The 22,110-nt window shown below is 34.9% G+C and carries 16 protein-coding genes; 4 read left to right on the top strand and 12 right to left on the bottom strand.

The window, feature by feature from the left end:
* The 4 genes from ABJI11_RS10170 to ABJI11_RS10185 all read right to left on the bottom strand — a co-directional run.
* The coding region (locus tag ABJI11_RS10170; RefSeq protein ID WP_348351793.1) for an HlyD family efflux transporter periplasmic adaptor subunit at positions 1–1,077 on the bottom strand (1,077 nt) is incomplete at its 3' end.
* 420 nt (positions 1,078–1,497) lie between these two features.
* Positions 1,498–2,382, bottom strand: coding sequence for a hypothetical protein (locus ABJI11_RS10175; protein WP_348351795.1), 885 nt, complete (start codon positions 2,380–2,382; stop codon positions 1,498–1,500).
* Positions 2,383–2,593: 211 nt separating this feature from the next.
* Complete coding sequence (locus tag ABJI11_RS10180; RefSeq protein ID WP_348351797.1) at positions 2,594–3,469, bottom strand: hypothetical protein; 876 nt, start codon at positions 3,467–3,469, stop codon at positions 2,594–2,596.
* 161 nt (positions 3,470–3,630) lie between these two features.
* Entirely contained in the window at positions 3,631–5,541 is a 1,911-nt protein-coding gene (locus tag ABJI11_RS10185; RefSeq protein WP_348351820.1) for an ABC-F family ATP-binding cassette domain-containing protein, read from the bottom strand.
* A gap of 134 nt (positions 5,542–5,675) precedes the next feature.
* Here ABJI11_RS10185 and ABJI11_RS10190 point away from each other — a divergent pair, with 134 nt between their 5' ends.
* The gene (locus ABJI11_RS10190; protein WP_348351798.1) at positions 5,676–6,071 is read left to right on the top strand and encodes a DUF983 domain-containing protein; all 396 of its coding nucleotides are present in this window, start codon (positions 5,676–5,678) and stop codon (positions 6,069–6,071) included.
* Here the strand turns inward: ABJI11_RS10190 and ABJI11_RS10195 are convergent.
* The 7 genes from ABJI11_RS10195 to topA all read right to left on the bottom strand — a co-directional run bounded on the left by ABJI11_RS10195 (position 6,068) and on the right by topA (position 15,728).
* The gene (locus ABJI11_RS10195) at positions 6,068–7,111 is read right to left on the bottom strand and encodes an FAD-binding oxidoreductase (protein WP_348351800.1); all 1,044 of its coding nucleotides are present in this window, start codon (positions 7,109–7,111) and stop codon (positions 6,068–6,070) included. The genes ABJI11_RS10190 and ABJI11_RS10195 overlap by 4 nt on opposite strands.
* A gap of 101 nt (positions 7,112–7,212) precedes the next feature.
* Entirely contained in the window at positions 7,213–8,100 is an 888-nt protein-coding gene (gldN, locus tag ABJI11_RS10200; RefSeq protein WP_348351802.1) for a gliding motility protein GldN, read from the bottom strand.
* Between the two features lie 64 nt (positions 8,101–8,164).
* Positions 8,165–9,724, bottom strand: coding sequence for a gliding motility protein GldM (gldM, locus tag ABJI11_RS10205; protein WP_348351804.1), 1,560 nt, complete (start codon positions 9,722–9,724; stop codon positions 8,165–8,167).
* Positions 9,725–9,779: 55 nt separating this feature from the next.
* Positions 9,780–10,436, bottom strand: coding sequence for a gliding motility protein GldL (gene gldL, locus ABJI11_RS10210; protein ID WP_036156763.1), 657 nt, complete (start codon positions 10,434–10,436; stop codon positions 9,780–9,782).
* An 84-nt stretch (positions 10,437–10,520) separates the two neighbouring features.
* Entirely contained in the window at positions 10,521–11,885 is a 1,365-nt protein-coding gene (gldK, locus tag ABJI11_RS10215; protein WP_348351806.1) for a gliding motility lipoprotein GldK, read from the bottom strand.
* Between the two features lie 120 nt (positions 11,886–12,005).
* Complete coding sequence (locus tag ABJI11_RS10220) at positions 12,006–13,163, bottom strand: formimidoylglutamase (RefSeq protein ID WP_348351808.1); 1,158 nt, start codon at positions 13,161–13,163, stop codon at positions 12,006–12,008.
* A gap of 60 nt (positions 13,164–13,223) precedes the next feature.
* Positions 13,224–15,728 (bottom strand): type I DNA topoisomerase, encoded by a 2,505-nt coding sequence (topA, locus tag ABJI11_RS10225; protein ID WP_348351810.1) that lies wholly within the window; start codon positions 15,726–15,728, stop codon positions 13,224–13,226.
* A 197-nt stretch (positions 15,729–15,925) separates the two neighbouring features.
* On the opposite strand from topA, the gene ABJI11_RS10230 reads away from it, so the two are divergent.
* Positions 15,926–19,066 (top strand): glycosyl hydrolase, encoded by a 3,141-nt coding sequence (locus tag ABJI11_RS10230; protein WP_348351812.1) that lies wholly within the window; start codon positions 15,926–15,928, stop codon positions 19,064–19,066.
* A gap of 114 nt (positions 19,067–19,180) precedes the next feature.
* Here ABJI11_RS10230 and ABJI11_RS10235 read toward each other — a convergent pair whose 3' ends face one another.
* Complete coding sequence (locus ABJI11_RS10235) at positions 19,181–19,924, bottom strand: hypothetical protein (protein WP_348351814.1); 744 nt, start codon at positions 19,922–19,924, stop codon at positions 19,181–19,183.
* A gap of 148 nt (positions 19,925–20,072) precedes the next feature.
* On the opposite strand from ABJI11_RS10235, the gene miaB reads away from it, so the two are divergent.
* Together miaB and ABJI11_RS10245 are read left to right on the top strand one after the other, a co-directional pair.
* On the top strand, positions 20,073–21,518 hold the full coding sequence (gene miaB / locus ABJI11_RS10240; RefSeq protein ID WP_348351816.1) for a tRNA (N6-isopentenyl adenosine(37)-C2)-methylthiotransferase MiaB: 1,446 nt from the start codon (positions 20,073–20,075) through the stop codon (positions 21,516–21,518).
* A 20-nt stretch (positions 21,519–21,538) separates the two neighbouring features.
* A partial coding sequence (locus ABJI11_RS10245) for a sigma-54 factor interaction domain-containing protein (RefSeq protein WP_348351818.1) occupies positions 21,539–22,110 on the top strand: 572 nt, incomplete at its 3' end.

The following is a 22,110-nucleotide window of genomic DNA, read 5'->3' on the forward strand; positions in this document are numbered from 1 at the left end:
AAAACCACCGCTTACAGGCTTTGAAACTATAGTTACACCATCAGGTACATTTTTAAGTACCACGCGCTTATCCGAAAAATAAACTGGTTCTACATCAATCATATCCAGCACTGAGTCTCTTACTACAAAAATCTTATTGCCTTCTAATAATAAGCCTCTATCTACCTCAATAGCATTTTCCTCTTTTTTAGCATCTAAGTCTGCTTCTAAGTACATACCTTCTCTCAGGTTCTTATCATCGACTTCTATATACGCATTTACCGTTTGTGTCAACTGATCAATGCTTCCATTGATTCTAGTCACTTTACCTTTATACGTTGTGTTATCATCTAAGTTGGTCAACTCAACAGATTCACCTACTTTCAATAAATCTGTATATCGTTTGCTAACAGCAACTTCTAGCTCATATACTTCCGTATTAATGAACTCCCCTAACTTCTGACCTGATCTAACCAAAGTTCCTTCAGTTACCAAAGTTTCGGTAAGAACACCTGAAAATGGTGCGATAATACGATACTTGGATAATCGTTGCTCTAAATTTTTTACATTATAGTAACTAGTTAAAATACCTCTACCAGATATAAAAAACTTTTCTTTCTCCGTTGTCATTTCTGGAAGTGCAGGAGTACTTTTAGACATATCGAAATTAGAAAGATAATCTTGCCACTTAGCATAAATATCTGGATAATCTAATCTTAAATCTGGCATTACAGCCGTTAGCTGGTTAAAGAGGTCACTTTTTGCAGATTGTACGCTTGCCGCATACTCGTTTGCATCTATACTTATTATAGTCTCTCCTTTACGAAAAGCCTGACCTTCTTTAAATAATTTACTTCCTTTCTTGAATACACCCTGAACTTCAGCATATAATTCTACACGTTGCTTAGCAGTTAAATTACCATTTGCCGATACAACAATAGGTACCGTACCATTTTTAACAACCTCTGTAAAAACCGTCTTCACTACTTTCTCTGATTTCGGTTTAAATGTTTTCTTACTATCAATTATATATCCTGCCAAGAAAAAGGATACTACAATTAACAAAATACCTAGTACGGTAAAAATAATTTTTCGCATTTTATTATAATTTATAAGCGTATTTCAAAAAACACAGGGGCAAAAATACTTTTTTACGTCCCTTACGATTATGCAAATTAGATGAAACGACCAAATTCAGTAGTGAAACGACTTTGATACTCTTTCAGCTTATTTTACTACTATTATTAGGGGTGTTATCTACAAAAGAATACTTATTGTTAACGTCTAAAAACCATTTACTATCTACTAAAACAATCAAAATATTGTTAAAACAAAACCTAAACTTTAATTAGATTTTAACTGAAAAATTTTGTGTTTCAATTAATCATTGGCGAAACTACAAAAAAACATATCTGGCATGGAAAGCACGTATGGTTAAAGTAATCATAAAAAATGTCTAAACTGAGCAAGATTAAAGCACAAAAAGGGATGCTTGGCATCCCTTTTTATCTATCTAATTTAGTTTCGTTTTACATCTTCATATTTAGTATCAACAACACGTATTTTATTAACTTCTGTTGCACCAAATTTCATATTTAAAAATTCATCATCACTATCAAAAACAGCCAGCTTGGAACTCTGCATTCTTAATAATGAATTTAATGATCTAAAATCGTTACCCTGCAACTGCACAAACTCAAGATTACTCAACGTTGCCAGACCACTAGGTAAATCACCTTCAAATTTATTATATGAAAGAATCAATTCTTTTAAATTTACCAAACGCCCTAAATCTACTTCTATAGAGCCTGCTAGTTTATTACCAAAAAGTTCAAGTCTTTCTAACTTACCTAATTTTTCAATGGATGTAGGTAGGCTTCCTTCTAAATAGTTACTTGAAAGGTTTAATGATTTTAAATTTGACATCTCTCCTATTCCGCCTGGAATTTCACCTTGCAATAAGTTATTAAAAATAGACAGTTCTTCTAATTGCGTCATTTTCGAATAATCTTGTGGCATCTTGCCCGTCAATTTATTCATCTCTAAACGCATAACAGACAGCTTTTCTAACTTAAATATATCTTTTGGCAAATTACCCTCTAGTATATTAAAAGCAAGGTTCAAGGTTTTTAAATGTGACAAATTTGATATTCCTGCAGGAATAGACCCTGTAAGATTATTACGATAAAGTTTTAATGCTGTTACATGACCATCTTCAACTTCTACGCCAAACCATGTAGATGGATCTGTTTTTACATCCCATTTATTTTGCCAATGATCACCATTGGTACTTTTATGGAAATCTAATAAGTACTGCTTTTCACTTGATGCTATTTGAGCATTAACAATACAACTAATAGACAGAACAAATAGCAAACAGAAATAGGTTATAAAATTTTTCATACTGAAAAAATTAAGTTTTTGGGGAATTTTACTCATACCATTTACTATACAATACCGCCCGTAAACAATACTGGTGTAAAAAGTACTTTTATTATAACGTGCAAAAAAAACATTTATGATACAGTATTGACAGTAAAATACTTAAAACAAAAAAGAGATGCTATTCAACATCTCTTTTTTTCACCAAACTAACTAAAAGTGTAAACTACTCTTACTCTTCTATATCTTCAAACTTCGTATCTGCCATTCTAGACCTACTGAAGTTGATATCTTTAAATTCTAACTTTTTATCTTCTTTATCATAATCAAACACTAAATATTCTTTAGTCTCTAAAAATTCTAAAGCTTTAAAAGAACTAAAATTGTTGTTCTGAATCTGAAACACTTCCAAACTCGCCAAATCTGCAAACTCATTAGGAATATCACCTATAAGCCTATTATTTGCCAATACTAATTCTTTCAACTTACTTAACTTACCCATATCTCTAGGTATAGCTCCTTCTAATCTATTTTCAAAAAGACCTAAAGTTTCTAATTGAGATAATGCACCTAGTGAACTGGGTATATCACCATGAAATTCATTGCTTGAAAGATTTAAAACTTTTAGTCCAGTTAAGTTACCTACTGTAGCCGGAATTTCACCTGTAAAAAAATTATTGAAAGCCGAAAGCTCTTCTAATTGAATTAAGCTACCTATTCCTTCTGGCAACTCACCATTCAACCTATTCATTTCTAACTTTAATACTTTCAAATTAGATAGATTAGTTATCTCTACAGGCAATGCACCCGTTAATGAATTGAATGCTAGATTCAACACCTTAAGATTCTCTAAATCTCCTATTTGTGTAGAAATTGGTCCCATTAAATTATTATGGAACAGATTAATTTCTACTACTTTATCATTTTCAACCTTAACACCATGCCACTGTGAAACCGGAGCTTTTAAGTCCCATTTCTTTACCCAATGATTTCCATTTGATGTTTCGTAAAAGTCTATTAAAGCTTTCTTTTCTTTTTTAGATACTTCTGCAAAACATACAGTTGTCAGAAATAATAAGCTAAAACTTAAATAATATAATTTTTTCATTTGATGGTAGTTTGTCAATTTCAATACACTAGGAATTCTCCTACAAATTTGAACTAATAACGTCGAAAAATGAAATTTTATCGTTGACTGACCCTTGTTTGTTGTGAAAAGAGCTGAATATGTTGTGAAACTACCAAAAATGTAGGTCAAAAATAATTGGTCTACTCTAATTCGTCAATTTCCATTGTAAGAGTTTCCCAATTCTGCATTAACGTCTCTAATTTCTTCTTTTTAGCTTCATAACCATCAAAGAAATTAGGCTTTGCTATGGTAGCATCGTAATCTACTAGTAGTTCGTGATCAATATCTTTAATCTCTTTTTCAAGTGAACTAATTTTACTTTCAACCGAACTTAATTGATTTTTTAAACTTTTTAGTTTTTTCTGATCTTGAAAGGAGTTAGATGATTTAGGCTTTTCTTTTTTTGTAACTACTGCCTGTTTTTTTTCGATAGCCCTAAAATCTTCTACTTTTCGTTGCTCTAAATAATAATCTACATCACCTAAATATTCCCTAATTTTTTGATCTTTAAATTCGTATACTTTATTGGTAAGCCCTTGTAAAAAATCTCTATCGTGAGAAACCAATATCAATGTACCTTCAAAATTTAAACAAGCTTGTTTCAATACATTTTTAGATTTAATATCCAGGTGGTTTGTAGGCTCATCCATAACCAAAACATTAAAGGGCTGTAATAACATTTTCGCCAAAGCCAAACGATTACGCTCACCACCAGAAAGTACTTTTACATACTTATCAACTTCATCGCCCCTAAACAAAAATGAACCTAAAATATCTCTAACCTTACTTCTATTCTTTTCATTGGCAGCATCTATCATAGTATCTAAAATGGTTTTATTGCCATCTAAATACTCTGCTTGGTTCTGTGCAAAATATCCTATTTGTACATTATGACCCAGCTTAAGGTGACCTTCATACTTTAGGTCGCCTACTATAATTTTAGCTAACGTTGATTTACCTTGACCGTTTTGACCAACAAAAGCGGTTTTACTATCCCTTTCAATAAGTAAATTTATATCATTTAACACTAAATTATCTCCGTATGCTTTTGAGAGTTCTTCTATCTCTACCACGACCTTACCTGGCGTAACCGAAATAGGAAAACGCAAACTCATAACACTATTATCATCTTCATCTACCTCAATGCGTTCAATCTTATCCAATTTTTTGATTAATGATTGTGCCATAGATGCTTTTGTAGACTTCGCCCTAAACTTTTCTATTAAGCGTTCTGCTTGTTGTATTTCTTTTTCTTGGTTTTTTTGGGCATTTACCTGCTGCTGTTTAATTTCATTTCTAAGCACCAAATACTCAGTATAGGGCTTATTATAATCGTATATACGACCCAAAGAAATCTCAATGGTTCTATTGGTTACATTGTCCAAAAACATTTTATCGTGAGATACTATAACAACACCACCCGTATAATTGTTCAAAAATTGTTCAAACCAAATAATAGATTCAATATCCAAGTGGTTGGTAGGCTCATCAAGTAACAATACGTCATTAGTTTGCAATAACAATTTTGCAAGTTCTATACGCATACGCCAACCTCCGGAAAAAGTCTCTGTCTTTTTATCAAAATCTTCTCTTTTAAAACCTAGACCTTGTAGTATTTTTTCTGTCTCACCCTGATAATTGTATCCCCCTAAAATTTCATAGTGCTGGGTAATATCACTCAAATCTACAATAAGTTGGCTGTAAGAATCGGATTCATAATCAGTTCGTTCTGCCAATTGATGATTAATCTCATCCAGTTTTAATTCTAAAGTCTTAATTTCTTCAAAAGCTTGATACGCCTCTTCCAAAACTGATCGCCCTTCAACGAAATCTATATCTTGTCTAAGAAAGCCAATTTTAATATCTTTTTCTACCGCAATTACTCCGGTATCCAAGGGCATATCCTTATTCAACAATTTTAATAAAGTAGATTTTCCAGCTCCATTTTTACCTACTAGTCCTACTCTGTTTCCCCCATTTAAACGAAATGATATTTCTTCAAATAGATATTCTCCTCCAAAAGAGACCGATAGGTTGTGAACGTTTAACATAAATTCTAATTCTTCTTTATTACTTAAAACCGATATAATGAATATCAATTATTTTTAAGCCAATTGTATTTCTTATAGTAGATATTTGATATATAAAATATCATAAAACCGTACCTTAGTGTAAAGTTTTGCAAATGTTAAAAAAAGGAAACAAACTCTACAGTATTTTAACAGGAAGTTGTCCTAGATGTCACGAAGAAAGCATGTATTTAGATAAAAATCCGTACCATATGGGTAAAATCTTTAAAATGCACGAAAGGTGTAGCCATTGTGATCTAAAATACAAGATTGAACCTTCTTTCTTTTATGGTGCCATGTATGTAAGTTACGGAGTGGGAATTGCCTTTGCCGTTGCTGCTTTTGTAATCGCAAACATTTTTCTAGATGCCAGTCTTGTAGAAGCATTTATCGCTATTATTGCAACCCTTATCGTATTCATGCCAGTAATCATGAGAGTATCTCGAAATATATGGATCAATATGTTCGTGAAATATGATGCTAACGCAAAAACAAACCTTAAGAATTCTTAATCAGGAATAAAACGAGCTATATCCATTTCTTCTAATAGCGGTACATTAGAAACTATACAATCATATAATAATTCTGCCGCCCATGGTGCAATTGTTATTCCATGTGAACCAAAACCATTCAATACCCATAAATTATTGTATTTAGGATGCTTACCTACTAATGGTCTTCTGTCTTTAACCGTTGGTCGCATACCTGCCACATGATCAACTATTTCATACGGGCAACCCAAAAGTGTTTCAAGCTTTGCTATAAGCTCATTCTTAGCATCCTCTGTAATTATATTGTTCTTGTCATTTCTATGATATGTAGCCCCTACTTTATACAAATCCTCACCAAGGGGTATTAAAAAAATGGACGATTTGATAATATGAATTTCATTTAACGTCTTAGCCTTGATTATTATATACTCTCCTTTTGATCCTTGCATTGGCAGATAGTTGAAGTACGGATTCTGCATCATTCCGTACCCCTCGGTAAATACAATATGTTTCGCTTTGACATTTTTGTATTTCACAAAACCTTGCTCAATCTGAAGCTCGGTATAATCAAATGTATCAGAATTCAATTTATTTTCCTTTTTCAACCAATCCTCATAACTATCAAAAAGAAATTGGGTATTTAATCTACCGGTTTTCAGAACTTTTCCGAATTGAAAAGGAACTTTGATTTCCGTATTTTCATTATTAACCAATTTTGTATCTAGATACGGCTTAAGCTTCGCTTTGTCAGCAGCTTCAAACCAAAGGTTCTGCTCTTCTATTGAAGCAAATTTTCGTAGAACGTTCAACTTTTCATCAAACTTAACATTCAAAAACTGCTCTAATTGTGTATAAAATTCTGTAGCTATTGGCAATTGTTCGTCAGCCCTCCAGGAAAGTGTAAATCGTTTTAAAATAACAGGATTATACAATCCGCCGGCAACGCGAGAAGATGTTTGCGATCGATCATTAAAAACAATAAAAGTATTATTGTTTTTACGCAAAGTTTCACAAAATGCGGTACCCGCTAAACCTAACCCTACCACTATAAAGTCTACCATGACACAAATGTAATGACAATTGACTAAAACATATTATAAAAACAAAAGACCCAATCTTTCAATTGGGTCTTTTTTTTATGTGAATTGGATTTTCAGTAAGCTTAGTAAGCCCACATGTCTTGTTCCTTATCTCTAATTGTTTCTTTAATTCGTTTTGCTTCCAATAATTGGAACAGAGCATTATCTGAAATATAGTCATCAATATTTCTATCGCCCTGAACATTATCCTCTTTATAGATAACAGCATTGAATCTTCTTGCATTCAACAACATGTCAAAAGAAATAGGTTGTGCTGAATTCTGTGAATTAAAAAGCTTCGCTTCATGTAACATTTCACGCGCATCTGGATACCATACCCAGAAAAGCTCTACCATATCAGGATTTTCATCATCCATAAAATTTACATCTGGAGCAACTGGAGCAATACCTAAAAGACGGTATTTCAATTCTCCCTGTCTTTTATCAAAATACCATATTCCTTTAATATGATATTCTTCAATGTCGGCTGCAGAAATAGTTCTACGAGTAATATACTCTTCAGACACAGCTTCACCTGCATTCATTTGCTCATACCCATAATCTAGAGTATCAACCATTTGCAAGGCGTCTTTTAAATCGCTAAAAGTTCTTTTTTGCGTAAAATAAGAATCTGTATAAGTATCTAATTTTCCGCTTTTTAAATTTTTAACTAGAACATGGTATAAAGACCTTCTATCTGGTCCAATATCCATGGTATCTGTTGGATAATATAATGGGAAATTAACTCTCTCATCTAAATCTACGGTCTCCCATAAAGTTTTAGACCAAAGGATGTCCCTATCATCTACATAACCATATTCTAATGGAGCATCGTTATCGACGGCTTTCTGTGCTTCTGTACGAATACCAACCTCATCTGGTTTCTTTGCATTCAATACGTTTGCTTGGGCCATCATTGATAAAGGTAACATCGTTACCGCTCCCATTACTAAAACATTTTTCCAATTCATGTTTGTTTCACTTTAAAATTAACCAGGCAAGACCAAAGGACTTACCTGGTATCATCCTATTTATTTAGTTTGTAATCTCCACAACTACTGGAGATACTTTCTTCAACTTGTAACTCTTATTGTTTGTGATATAAGCTTCGATATCAAATATTTGAACGATATCTCCTCTTTTAGCACGTGATAAAGCTTGTTTAGCCTTAGCATTCATTTTGTTTCCTCTAACAGAAACAGTTGGTTGACCTGGCACTTTAAATTTAAATCCGCTTACCGCTAGGTTTAAATCAAAATCAAAATCTTCTAAACCAGCACCTATAGTAGCTATTTCAACATTCCTTTTTGGAAGTTTAAGGCTACCTGTTTGCTTACTTACAGAACCTTCTGGTCTTGGAATATCTTTAATTCTGAATTCAGATTTAGAAGATACAGACTGACCATCTGGTAATGTACCTGAAGCTGTAATAGTAACGTTTCTTCCAGTACCTGGAGTCATTACATACTTACTACCGCTTACAGATTTAAGACCTGGAGCAGATGCTCTTACCTTATTATTTGGTATACCTGGTATAGAGATAGACATTGGGTTAGCAACACCTCTATATACTACGTTCATTTTATCAGCAGCAATCAAAGCAGCATTAGGCTTAGATATTGTCGCAAAAGAATTTTTAACCTCAACAGGAATTTCTTCACCGTCTTGCTTAAAGTAGATAGTACCTTTTACTTCATGATCACCAGCAGAACCAGAACCAATCAACATTTTTACCCCACCAGCTTCTAATTTATAATCAGAACCTTCTGATAATTTTCTACCATCTAACGTTAACTCAGCTCTTACCGGAGTAGAAGAGTTATCAGTTTTACTGATGATGATTTTACCATCATACTTTTCACCTGAATAGTATGCAGATTTACTAGCTAAAAGAGATGTAGCAAAGTTCTTTAAAGAAACTTGTTCAGTCAACTCTCCTGCCAACATAGATTTCAAAGCTGCTTCTTCTGTTATTTTAACATCAGCTTGTAACTGAGTTAATTTTGCTAAAGATGCTACTAAAGGATACCCTTCATAATGATAGTTGATCCAGTCTTGTTTAGTACCGTCTCTTTTTTCAACTTTACCATTTTCATCTCCTGTTTGGAAACGATCGATAACTGATTGCTTTAAAGCAGCTGGTACTATTGCAGCAACTTGATCTCTATAACCGGTTAGGTTACTCATGAACTTTTTACCGTCTTCAGATAAAGTTTCACCTTGAAATAATTTCTGATCTAAGTAATCTGCCATATCCATACGAGCATAATCTTTAGGATCTTCGATCCCTTCCATCATACCTGTCTTAAGTCCTTCTAAGTAATCATAATACTCTTGAGACATTGCTTTGATCTGCTGAGCATTCTTATATAACTTGTCATACTTTGCAGCATCTTCAGATGCTTTAGTTCCAAGACTTTCCAAGAACGCATCGTTACTTGCAGTTGTCTTTTGGTTAGAAGTCTCTAGCTTTTCATTCATAATACCGAATGCGGCTAATACTTCTTTACTCATGTTTAACGCCAACATTGCGATGAAGATCAAATACATTAAGTTGACCATCTTCTGACGTGGTGATTGTTTTCCTCCTGCCATGGATTTTTAATTTAGATTTTTATTAATAATTGATTCGGGTTGGTAAAAATCCAAACTAGTTTTTGCTCATTGCAGATAACATACCACCATATACACCATTCAATGAAGAAAGGTTTGTAGACAAAGATGCCATTTGATCTTTAAGTGCACTTGCATTTTGAACAACTTCTTCATTAACTGAAGCTTGTTTGCTAGCACTTTCTAATTGTACTTTATAAAGACTGTTCAAAGACTCCATTTGAGAAGCAGCTTGAACCATTTCACTTGAATATTTCTTAGTAGATTCCATTGCATCAACTGTTGGAGCGATACCTTTAGCAGCACCTTCAAAGTTTTTAATGCTTGAACCTAAGCTTTCCATAAGACTTGCGTCTACACCAGCTTCTTTTAATAAATCATCTAATTTCTTAGATAAAGACGCCTCAGCTTCTTTTACTTCTGTTGCAGCTTGTGCTTTCTTGGGTGCTTTACTTTCACCGCCAGCTAATTCTGGGTATACTAATGCCCAGTCTAAATCGTCATCTACTGGTTCAAATGCACTGATCGCAAAAATTAATGCTTCTGTAATAAGACCTATCGCTAAAAGAATACCACCATTTAATGGTCCTAACTCCCAGTGAAGAATTTTAAATAATGCACCAATAATTACGACTGATGCTCCAAGCCCGTAGGCCATGTTAAATAATTTTTTTGTGGATTTTGACTGTGCCATGTTTAATTTAATTTAAGGTTTAATAAAAAAGATTTGGTTAAAAAAATGAATTTGAATTTATTATAAAACTATTAATATTGTTATTTATTGTGTTGAGTCTTCCTCACCCATATAATCTTGTACTGTTCTGAAACCTATGTAACTACGTGCCGAATCAGCGTATTCGTAATCTCTTGTACTTACTTGCAAAAAGTAAGCTACATCTTTCCAGGAACCACCTCTAATAACTTTCCTAGTATTAGATTGATCTCCACCGTTAGGGTTCATTGTTGATACATAATCGTATGCACTTGGATCGTAACTTGAATTTGTCCACTCAGATACGTTACCAGCCATATTGTACATATTAAAGTCATTAGGCTCGTAAGATTTCGCTTCTACTGTATATAAAGCAGCATCTGCAGCATAATCTCCACGTTGTGGCTTAAAGTTTGCCATAAAACAACCCGTATCACTAATTACATATGGTCCACCCCATGGGTACGTACCACCTTCGATACCACCTCTTGCAGCATATTCCCATTCAGCTTCTGTTGGTAATCTAAATTGATTAACAAATTGTCTACCACGACTCTTATTATCATCGTTTTTAAATTTCGTTCTCCAGTTACAGAATGCTTTCGCTTGTTGCCAGCTGATACCTACTACCGGATATTCGCTATATGCATCATGCCAGAAATAATCATTGTGCATTGGTTCGTTGTAAGAATAAGAGAAATCTCTAATCCAAACTGTTGTATCTGGGTATATCTCAACTTCTTCTGTACGAATAAAGTCTTTACGGCTCTTGTTTCCTTTTACAGAAGCACGTGCAGCTGCCTCAATATCCATCCAGCTATACTTATACTTTAATGTCTTAACATCAATAGTACGTTGACCGTTATACGACTCTTCTTCAGATAGATAGATAGAATCCATAATTTCTGTATAATACTCATCTGGATAATCTGATGTGTTCCAAACTAGGTCTTCATCTTTGCTCAACGCTCTACCTTCGTAACCCGTTTCACCCATACCTGAGTAATTGTCCAACATATACTTATCGTATACAGATGCTCTTGTAGTATCTGCATCTTTAAAAGCATAGTCACCAATACCTCCTTCTTCTGGACCAATACCTAATTCATCAGCTAAAATGGCTAGTTTGGTTCTAACGATAGAATCCTTTACCCATTCTACAAACTGACGATACTCACTATTCGTGATTTCGGTATCATCCATGTAAAAAGAACGTACCGTAACCGTCTTGGTCGGCGCATTCAATAATTTTCCTTGGTCTTCTTCACTCTTACCCATTATGAAAGAACCCCTTGGGATAAGTTCCATTCCATATGGTTTTTCCGGATACCATTTTTTTCCCTGGACTCCAGTTAGCTCACCTTTCTGCTTAGACCCACAACTTGTGAGTAAAAAAACAAACGCTATAGAGGATAACAATAGCTTCTTCATACTTTAGGTTAAATTTCGATTATGGTTAAACTCAGAATACAATAATTTATTCTAACAACTAAAACTAGGTTTTATATAAAATATTGTATTAAAGTCTTTTAATGCTTTAAAAAAATAATGTTAATTAAAGCCTTTCTTATAGGCCTTAAACCACCTTTCAGGAATTTGTTGATTACATGCATCTAAATAATCCTTCTCGGTGCAAGGTAATAACGCAGGTGTATGGCCTTTAGTATGTGAAGAGAAAATAGATGGGACTTCTGTCCACCATCTTTCTGTTAATAAACTTTTGTAGAACACCAATTCTTCATCTTCGCTAGGTACATTATACTTTACAAAGTCATCTGTTTTGGTATATGGAGATTCTTTAATTCTAAAATTGATACCTTCTATGAAGTACCATATTATCTGAGCTATCAGCTGTTGCGACTGTACGGTGTTCTCCATTTCATACAAGCCGAATACTGATACTTTATCGCTTATTCCGGCATATCTAGAAATAGCACAGATCTCTCTACCATTAAATCCGTTCGGAGAAAAATTTGCGGATAAAGATATTTCGCTTGCCTTAACAGATCTTAAGTCTAAACTGACCATATGTGCATTTCTAAGCACTGGTTCTGCCAAAGAAATATCATTTGCAACTTCTCCAAGTCTATATGCGTCAAAAAATAAACGCTCCATTAAATCTATTTCTTCTTGGGCATTAAAATAACTCTGATAGCCAATATTTGAAAAATTAAATAGATTATTAGGCTTATCGGTTATGATTTTACTCATATAAGAATGTGACGAAATAAGCTCATCTTCTATTCCGAAATCAAACCTGCTATCTATTGCTACCAGGTTGATCATATCTCTAACACCGTCAAAGGCGCGGTAAGCAGGATATGTAATATCTTGTGTTGCCCCTAAAATTATAGGTATAATATCTTCTTCTAACAACCCGGCAACCACCTCTTTGACCACAAAATAGGTGTCATTTACGGTAGCGCCTTCCTCTATATCACCTAAATCTACTATAGTAGCATTCCAGTTACCTACTAGAAGTTTGTAGAATTGTAATCGTATAGCAGAGACATCTAACTTCTCATGCTTCTTTTCATAAGCATTTCTTGACTCCCTTACCCCTACAATTGCTACCGTGGCGTTTGCCAAAACCGGCAAACCATCATTTTCGGTATGTATATAGGTGTTTTTACCAATAGCCTGACTAGGTAACAACTCATTGTGAGCTAAAACTTTATCCGACACCGGAACTAGAAAATCAAAGGCCATTTATTAAAGGTTTTTAGAAATCATAAAAATACTACACTAATCTTTTGACCTAAAATTAAATTACTTTTTTGTTTTAGGTTTAGCTTTTGCCTTTTTCTTTGGAGCTTTTTTCTTCGGCGTCTTTGCCTCGATCAACTTTTGGGCTTCTTCTAAAGACATACTAACTACATCGACAGTTTTAGCCAATTCTACTTTAATCTTGCCTTTTATAACATTGTGGCGACCCCATCTAGCTTTTTCTATACGAATGCCTTCTTCTTCCCAGTTATGAATAACCTTGTCAATCTCTTTTTGCTTTTTGATTTCGATAAGTTCTATAATGTCATCATTTGATAAGTTATCAAAATCGTACTTTTTGTTCACGTTTATAAACATACCGTTCCATTTAATGAACGGTCCAAATCTACCTGTACCTTTTGTAACTTCCAAATCTTCGTACATGGCAATTGGGGCATCGGCCTTCTGCTTAGCTACAATTAGCTCTATTGCTCTATCCATTTCAATTTCAAAAGCGCTTTCGCCTTTATCCATAGAAATAAATTTTTCTCCGAATTTTACATAAGGTCCAAATCTACCTACATTGGCCAATACTTCTTCTCCTTCATACACTCCTAATTTTCTAGGAAGCTTAAAAAGATCCATTGCCTCTTCGTAAGTAATGGTATTTAAAGATTGTTCTGGCAACAAACTTGCAAATGTTGGTTTCTCCTCGTCATCTACAGTACCAATTTGTACCATTGGTCCAAATCTACCTAAACGCACAGATACTTGTTTTCCAGACTTAGGATCTTTACCTAATATTCTTTCGCCACTGGCACGGTCTGCATTTTCTTCTACATCTACTACATTAGGATGAAAGTCTTTATAGAACTCTTTCATCATTTTCTTCCAATCTTCATCACCTGAAGCTATCTCATCAAAATCCTCTTCTACCTGAGCGGTAAAATTGTAATCTAATATATTGGCAAAATTACTTACCAAGAAATCGGTAACGATCATACCAATATCCGTTGGTACCATTTTACCTTTATCTGACCCAACATTCTCAGTTAGGTTCTTAGTTTCTATTACATCAGATTCTAATATCAATTGCTGATATTTACGCTCAGTACCTTCAACAGTACCTTTTTCAACGTAGCCTCTATTAAGAATAGTAGAAATTGTAGGCGCATACGTAGACGGTCTACCAATACCCAACTCTTCTAATTTCTTAACTAAAGAAGCTTCAGTAAATCTATATGGAGCTCTTGTAAAACGTTCTGTCGCTGAAATAAAGTTATTCAACAAAGGCTCACCCTGCTTCATTGCCGGCAACATACCTTCTTGTTCTTCGGCAACATCTTCATCATCTACACCTTCCATGTAAACTTTCAAGAAACCATCAAACTTTATTACCTCACCGTTTGCCGTAAATTCTTCTGTATGTTTGTTCGCCTTAATTCTGACATTGGTACGTTCCAATTGTGCATCGCTCATTTGAGATGCAACGGTACGTTTCCATATTAGGTCGTATAATTTAGATTGATCGCGCTCCAATGATGGAGATTGATTACCCATATCTGTAGGTCTAATGGCTTCGTGTGCCTCTTGAGCTCCTTTAGACTTTCCTTTAAAGTTTCGTGTTTCGCTATATTCTTTACCGTAGTTTTTTTCAATAGCTTCTTTAGCAGATGCCAATGCCTCATTAGAAAGGTTGACACTATCCGTTCTCATGTAGGTTATTAAACCTGCTTCATATAAACGTTGAGCTACTTGCATGGTTCTACCTACAGAAAAATATAATTTTCTTGATGCTTCTTGTTGTAATGTTGAAGTGGTAAACGGTGCAGATGGCGATTTCTTGGCCGGCTTCTTATCTAACTTACTTACTGAAAAATCAGCAGCTTTATTCTTTTCTAAAAATGCTTTTGCCTCTTCTTCTGTTGAAAAGGTTTTATTCAACTTAGCTGAAAAAATGCTTCCCGCTTCAGTTTTAAATTCGGCCGCAATCTTAAATGAAGCCTGTGGCTCAAACCCTTCAATATCTCTTTCTCGCTCTACAATTAACCTTACGGCTACTGACTGAACACGACCGGCAGAAAGACCCGGTTTAATTTTTTTCCAAAGCACAGGTGATAATTGATACCCCACCAAACGATCTAAAACCCGTCTAGCCTGCTGTGCATTAACAAGATTGAAATTAATTTCTCTTGGGTTCTCAATTGCTTTTTGAATAGCTGCTTTTGTAACTGAGTTGAAAACAATACGTTTTGTTTTCTTCTTGTCTAAACCTAACTCTTCGGCCAAGTGCCAAGAAATAGCCTCTCCCTCTCGATCCTCATCACTCGCTAGCCATATAGTTTCTGCTTTATTCGCTAGACTTTTAAGCTTTTTCACTAAAGCCTGCTTGTCTTTATCAACTATATACTTCGGTGTAAAATCCCCTTCAACATCTACTCCTAGCTCCTTTGAAGGTAAATCTGCAATGTGACCAAAGCTCGATTCAACCTTAAAATCTTTTCCCAAAAACTTCTCTATAGTTTTGGCCTTCGCAGGAGACTCAACAATTACTAAATTTTTCGCCATCAACCTTGTTTATACCTACAAATGTATACTAAAAATTAAACTTTGGAATTTCAAGATTTTAATTTCTACTTAAAATCCACACTGGCAACCCTTTAAAATTAAGAATTTAATATAAATATTAAGATTTTATAAAGTATATAGATCCTAGCTATTAAAAATTTCTACTTTTAAATCAACTAACACAATCACAACTTAAAATGAACAAATTATTATTAACCACCTTCGTCTCCATTCTCTTTTTATTTTCAATTTCAAGTACAGTAGCTCAACGCAAAAAAAAATCTATAGATTATAAAGAATCTCTTTATGATGGAATGGAATACCGTTCTATTGGACCTTTTAGAGGAGGAAGATCCGGCACGGTTACAGGTGTGACTAAAAACCCTAATCTATATTACATGGGTACTGCCGGCGGAGGTGTATGGAAAACAACCGATGCAGGTAATAGTTGGCAATGTATCTCTGATGGATATTTTGGAGGTTCTATTGGTGCTATTGCAGTTTCTGAATCTGACCCTAACATTATATATGTAGGTGAAGGAGAACAAACTCTTCGTGGAAATGTTTCTTCAGGTAAAGGATTGTGGAAAAGCATGGACGCAGGAGAAACATGGTCATTTATAGGACTAAAAGATTCTGAACATATTTCACGAATTAGAATTCACCCTAAAAATCCAGATTTGGTGTATGTTGCCGCAATAGGAAATTTATGGAAACCAAACGAGATGAGAGGTGTTTTCCGTTCTAAAGACGGCGGCTCTAACTGGGAAAAAGTGCTTTATGTAAGTGATAAGGCCGGTGCAGGCGATTTAATTCTAGACCCAAATAACAGCAGAATATTATATGCATCTACCTGGGAAATGAAAAGGAACGGGTATAGAATGGATAGTGGTGGTGCCGACAGTAAGTTATTTAAAAGTATTGATGGCGGCGATACTTGGAATGACATCTCAACAAAATCCGGACTACCAGGATTTCCTTGGGGTATCGTAGGAATTACAATTTCCCCATTAGACTCAAACCGAGTTTGGGCACTTATCGAAGCTGAAAACGGTGGATTGTTTCGATCAGATGATGCTGGGGTAACTTGGAAAAAAATAAATGAAAACAGAGCCCTACGTCAACGTGCTTGGTATTATACAAGAATTTATGCCGACACTGAAAATATAGACAAACTTTATGTAATGAATGTGAGCTATGGTGTATCTACGGATGGCGGAAACACGTTTACTCTAAAAAATGCACCTCACGGAGATCATCACGATCTTTGGATCGACCCAAACAATAATAACCGAATGGTCATTGCCGATGATGGAGGTGCTCAGATATCAAATGATGGCGGTAATAATTGGAGTACATATCACAACCAACCTACGGCACAATTTTACCGTATAGCTACAGACAGTATTTTTCCTTATCGTATTTATGGAGCTCAGCAAGACAATACCGCTCTACGTATTTCTCATAGAACATCTAACGCTTCCATCACAGAAAAAGACTGGGAGCCTACTGCTGGTGGAGAAAGCGCACATTTAGCTCCTGATCCAAAAAACAACCAAGTGGTTTACGGCGGCACTTACAAAGGGTATATGAATCGTTTAGATCACACAACGGGTCAGGCTAGATCAACTAATGTTTGGCCCGATAACCCAGCAGGCTCTGGAGCTGAAGTTATGAAATATAGATTTAACTGGAATTACCCAGTGACTTTTAGTAGACATAACTCTAACAAACTATTTGCTGGTTCTAATTTTTTACACGTAACTACTGATGAAGGTCAATCTTGGAAAACTATTTCACCTGACCTAACCAGAGCTCTACCTGAAACCATAGCATCATCTGGAGGACCAATTACCCAAGATAACACCGGAGCAGAATTTTATTCTAACATTTTTGTGATTTCAGAATCGAGATTAGAAAACAACGTTATTTGGACAGGTAGTGATGACGGTCTAATTCACGTTACAAGAGATAATGGAGAAACCTGGAATAATGTAACTCCACCCTTATCCTTATCTCCTAAATTAAATATGATCAATTCTATAGATCCTAGTCCATTTCACAAAGGCACCGTTTATGTTGCCGCAACAGCTTATAAATTTGGAGATTACACCCCATATCTATACAAAACTGAAAATTATGGCGAAAGCTGGACATTGATTACTAACGGAATCAAAGATAATTTCTACACAAGGGTAATTCGAACAGACCTTACCAGAGAAGGACTCTTGTATGCTGGCACGGAATGGGGAATGTATATCTCATTCGATGATGGTTTATCCTGGAAACCCTTTCAACTGAACCTACCAATTACTGCCATTAGAGATTTACACGTAAGAGACAATAACTTAATTGTAGCAACCCACGGTAGAAGTTTTTGGATAATTGACGATATTACGCCTCTACACCAGTTGACGAATGATGTGGCTGAAAGTGATTTTTATCTTTACAAACCAAACAGCTCTTACAGAATGCAGCAAAATAGCAGCTGGTCTGACCCTAATCCGAAACTGGTAGGCAAAAATCATCCTGACGGTGTTATCATCAATTATACACTAAACAAATTCCAAGAAAAGGATACAGTCCAAATTGATATCCTAGAAAAAGACGGAACTTTAATCCAAAGTTTTTCCACTAATACTAAAGCAGACAAATTAAACCCTGTCGCCGTAAAACCTTTAAAAGCAAAGGTCGGTGGAAATAATTTAGTATGGAACATGCGTTACCCTGGTTATAAAGAATTTAAAGGAATGATATTTTATTCCTCTCCAAATAAAGGCCCTAAAGCAGTACCAGGGACTTACAAAGTAAAACTTACAATCAATGGCATCTCAAAGGAGCAAGAATTTGAAATTATAAAAGACCCAAGGCTACCAAACACACAAAACGATTACAAAGACCAATTTAATTTTTTAATTGACGTTCGTGACCAGGTAAGCAAATCAAATGAAGCTATTATCAAAATAAGAAATATTCAAAAAGATTTAAAATATCTAAAAGAGAAAACAACGGATAACTTAGACATTCAGGAATTAATTAAAATTTATGAAGATGACCTTTCTATCATTGAAAACAATATACACATGACTAAAAATCAAAGTAGACAAGACCCTTTAAATTATGGTATACGCATTAACAATAGATTAGCTTTTCTTTTAGCAGATTCACAAAGAGGCGATTATCCACCTACACAACAAGCTAAACAATTCTTTAAGGAAATTGCAAATGAACTTAATGTTGAGATTAACAATTTAAATAAGCTCATTGATAAACAAACTGAAATCATCAACTTAAAAGTTGAACAAGATGATATAAAAATGATATCTACCGAGCAATAATAAATAAAAAAGGGAAGCAAGTTTAGCTTCCCTTTTTTTATTCATAAAATTAAGTTTTTTGAATAGCAGGCTTAGACTTACCTGAAAAATAAAAAAAACATAAAAGTTGTGTTATCAATAGCTTGAAATTTCTTCCACTTCATTGAAACCTACACCATCTTTATACATATAATACACAGGAACTTTACCTAACATAGCAGTAAATAAGACACCTACACAACACAAAATAAAGCCAAGTTGTGCAACAAAGGCAGAAACCAGTATTAAACCAAATATGACCAACCAGTTTTTATTACCTAGCGTAAAGCTAGCCTTCACCATTTCCAATGGAGACAAATGATTTGAGAAAGCCAAAAATGCAGGGATTAACGAAACCGGTACTATAACATAGAACATACCCACACCGCATGCCATAGCCCCTGCAATGGAGAGCCCAAATGTATACAAAGCAAGAATGAACACCTTACCTAAACGCCCTTCTTTAAAGAAAAAGAAGTAGTCATCACTAGATTCTTTTCCTAGATCTTTTTCTCTACATATTTTTAGAAATGCGGCATTTAATGCCAAAGCAAATGTAGTTACCCCTATTATAAAAACCGGCATAAGAATAGTCATAGCAATAGCGGCCATAGGCGGCAATTCATTATGCTGGAGCGAATCTGGATCTGTTATACCCAAAGCAATCATAGGTATATACAAAACAATATAAAACGGCAGCATTAGAACGAAGGTCAAGAGCAAAATGATAAAGCCCTGCAACCATACTTTTTTAAATAGTTCTATTGACCTACTGAAAATGGTACCAAAATCTAAATCTGGTTTCGTTTTAATGTGTTGTGTTAAGTTTTCTAAGTTCATAAGTATGGTGGTTATAATTGGTGATAAATCTAAATAATTTTAATGTGCAAAGCCTAAACAAACCCTAAATAATCATGTCATCTTGTCATATTTTTGATTATAATAGTATCTTTGCCATCCAAAATATTTTATTGCAACGTATTACAAAATGGAGAAAACCATAGACGAAAATGTGCAAGGCACAACTTTGGTAGCTGAAGGTAAAGAGATGAACAAGCGTAACCTTTACATAGAGAGTTACGGTTGCGCCATGAACTTTGCCGACAGTGAGATTGTTGCATCTATCTTAGCGACCGAAGGTTTTAACACCACCCAAACGTTAGAAGATGCTGATTTAGTACTTGTAAACACATGTTCTATTCGTGATAAAGCAGAACAGACCATTCGCAAAAGATTAACCGAATATAATAAGGTTAAAAAATCTAGACCGCATTTAAAGGTTGGTGTTCTTGGCTGTATGGCAGAACGCCTGAAAGACAAACTTTTAGACGAGGAAAAAATAGTGGATATGGTCGTAGGGCCAGATGCCTATAAAGATTTACCCAATTTAATTAAAGAAGTAGATTCTGGTAGAGATGCAGTGAACGTAATTTTATCAAAAGATGAAACTTACGGCGATATTGCGCCCGTACGATTAAATACGAACGGGGTAACCGCATTTGTTTCTATTACCAGAGGTTGTGATAATATGTGTACATTTTGCGTTGTACCTTTTACAAGAGGTCGCGAACGTAGTAGAGACCCACAATCTATTTTAGCAGAGATCAGCGAACTTTCTGAAAAAGGATTTAAAGAGATTACACTACTTGGGCAAAATGTAGACAGTTACCTATGGTATGGCGGCGGATTGAAGAAAAATTTTGTAAACGCTACGGATATGCAAAAAGCAACCGCAACCAATTTTTCTAAATTATTAGAAATGGTAGCATTGGCAAATCCTAAAATGCGTATTCGGTTTTCAACATCTAACCCGCAAGACATGACCTTGGACGTGATTAGAACCATGGCCAAGCACAAGAATATCTGTAACCACATACATTTACCTGTACAAAGCGGTAGTAATCGCATTTTAAAGGAAATGAATCGTCTACACACTATTGAAGAGTATTTTGAACTGACGGATGAAATTAGAAAAATTCTACCCGGCTGCTCTATTTCTCAAGATATCATAACGGGTTTCCCTACAGAAACAGAAGAAGACCACGCCGCTACGCTTAGAGCCTTAGAACATGTAAAATATGATTTCGGCTATATGTACGCATATTCAGAAAGACCGGGCACTATGGCCGGTAGAAAAATGGAAGATGATGTACCAGAGGCTACAAAAAAGAGACGCCTTTCTGAAATTATTGCCTTACAGAGAAGCCACTGTCAATATAGAACCGAAAAACATGTTGGCAAGGTACAAGAGGTCTTAATTGAAGGAACCTCAAAAAAATCTAATGAGGAATGGATGGGGAGAAATAGCCAAAGTACCGTAGTGGTGTTCCCAAAAGAAAATTACAAGGTGGGCGACTTTGTAAACGTACAAATTAACGATTGCACTTCTGCTACTCTAAAAGGTGTTGCAGTTGGGTATTCTGACAATAACTAACTTTATAGTAGCCATTTTATATGGAAAGTATACAAAGCATAAAACAACGTTTTGAAATTATTGGGCAAGACCCAAAATTAAATCGTGCGCTAGAAAAAGCAATGCAAGTTGCCGCAACAGACATTTCTGTTCTGGTAACAGGTGAAAGTGGTGTTGGAAAAGAGTCTATTCCTAAAATCATTCATTCTCTTTCTCATAGAAAACATGCAAAATATATTGCCGTTAACTGTGGCGCTATTCCCGAAGGCACTATTGACAGTGAACTTTTTGGACATGAAAAAGGTGCTTTTACAGGTGCTACACAAACAAGAAGTGGTTATTTTGAAGTTGCCGATGGTGGTACCATATTTTTAGATGAGGTCGGTGAGTTACCATTAACCACCCAAGTAAGACTTTTACGTGTGCTTGAAAACGGTGAATTCTTAAAAGTAGGTTCATCACAAGTTCAAAAGACAGATGTACGTATTGTTGCGGCTACCAATGTAAATATGTTTGAAGCCATTAAAAAAGAGCGTTTTCGCGAAGATCTATACTATCGTTTAAGCACGGTAGAAATCAACATTCCACCATTACGTGAGCGTCAAGGTGATAT

This window comes from Maribacter sp., from assembly GCF_039968975.1.
Classification (GTDB): domain Bacteria; phylum Bacteroidota; class Bacteroidia; order Flavobacteriales; family Flavobacteriaceae; genus Maribacter.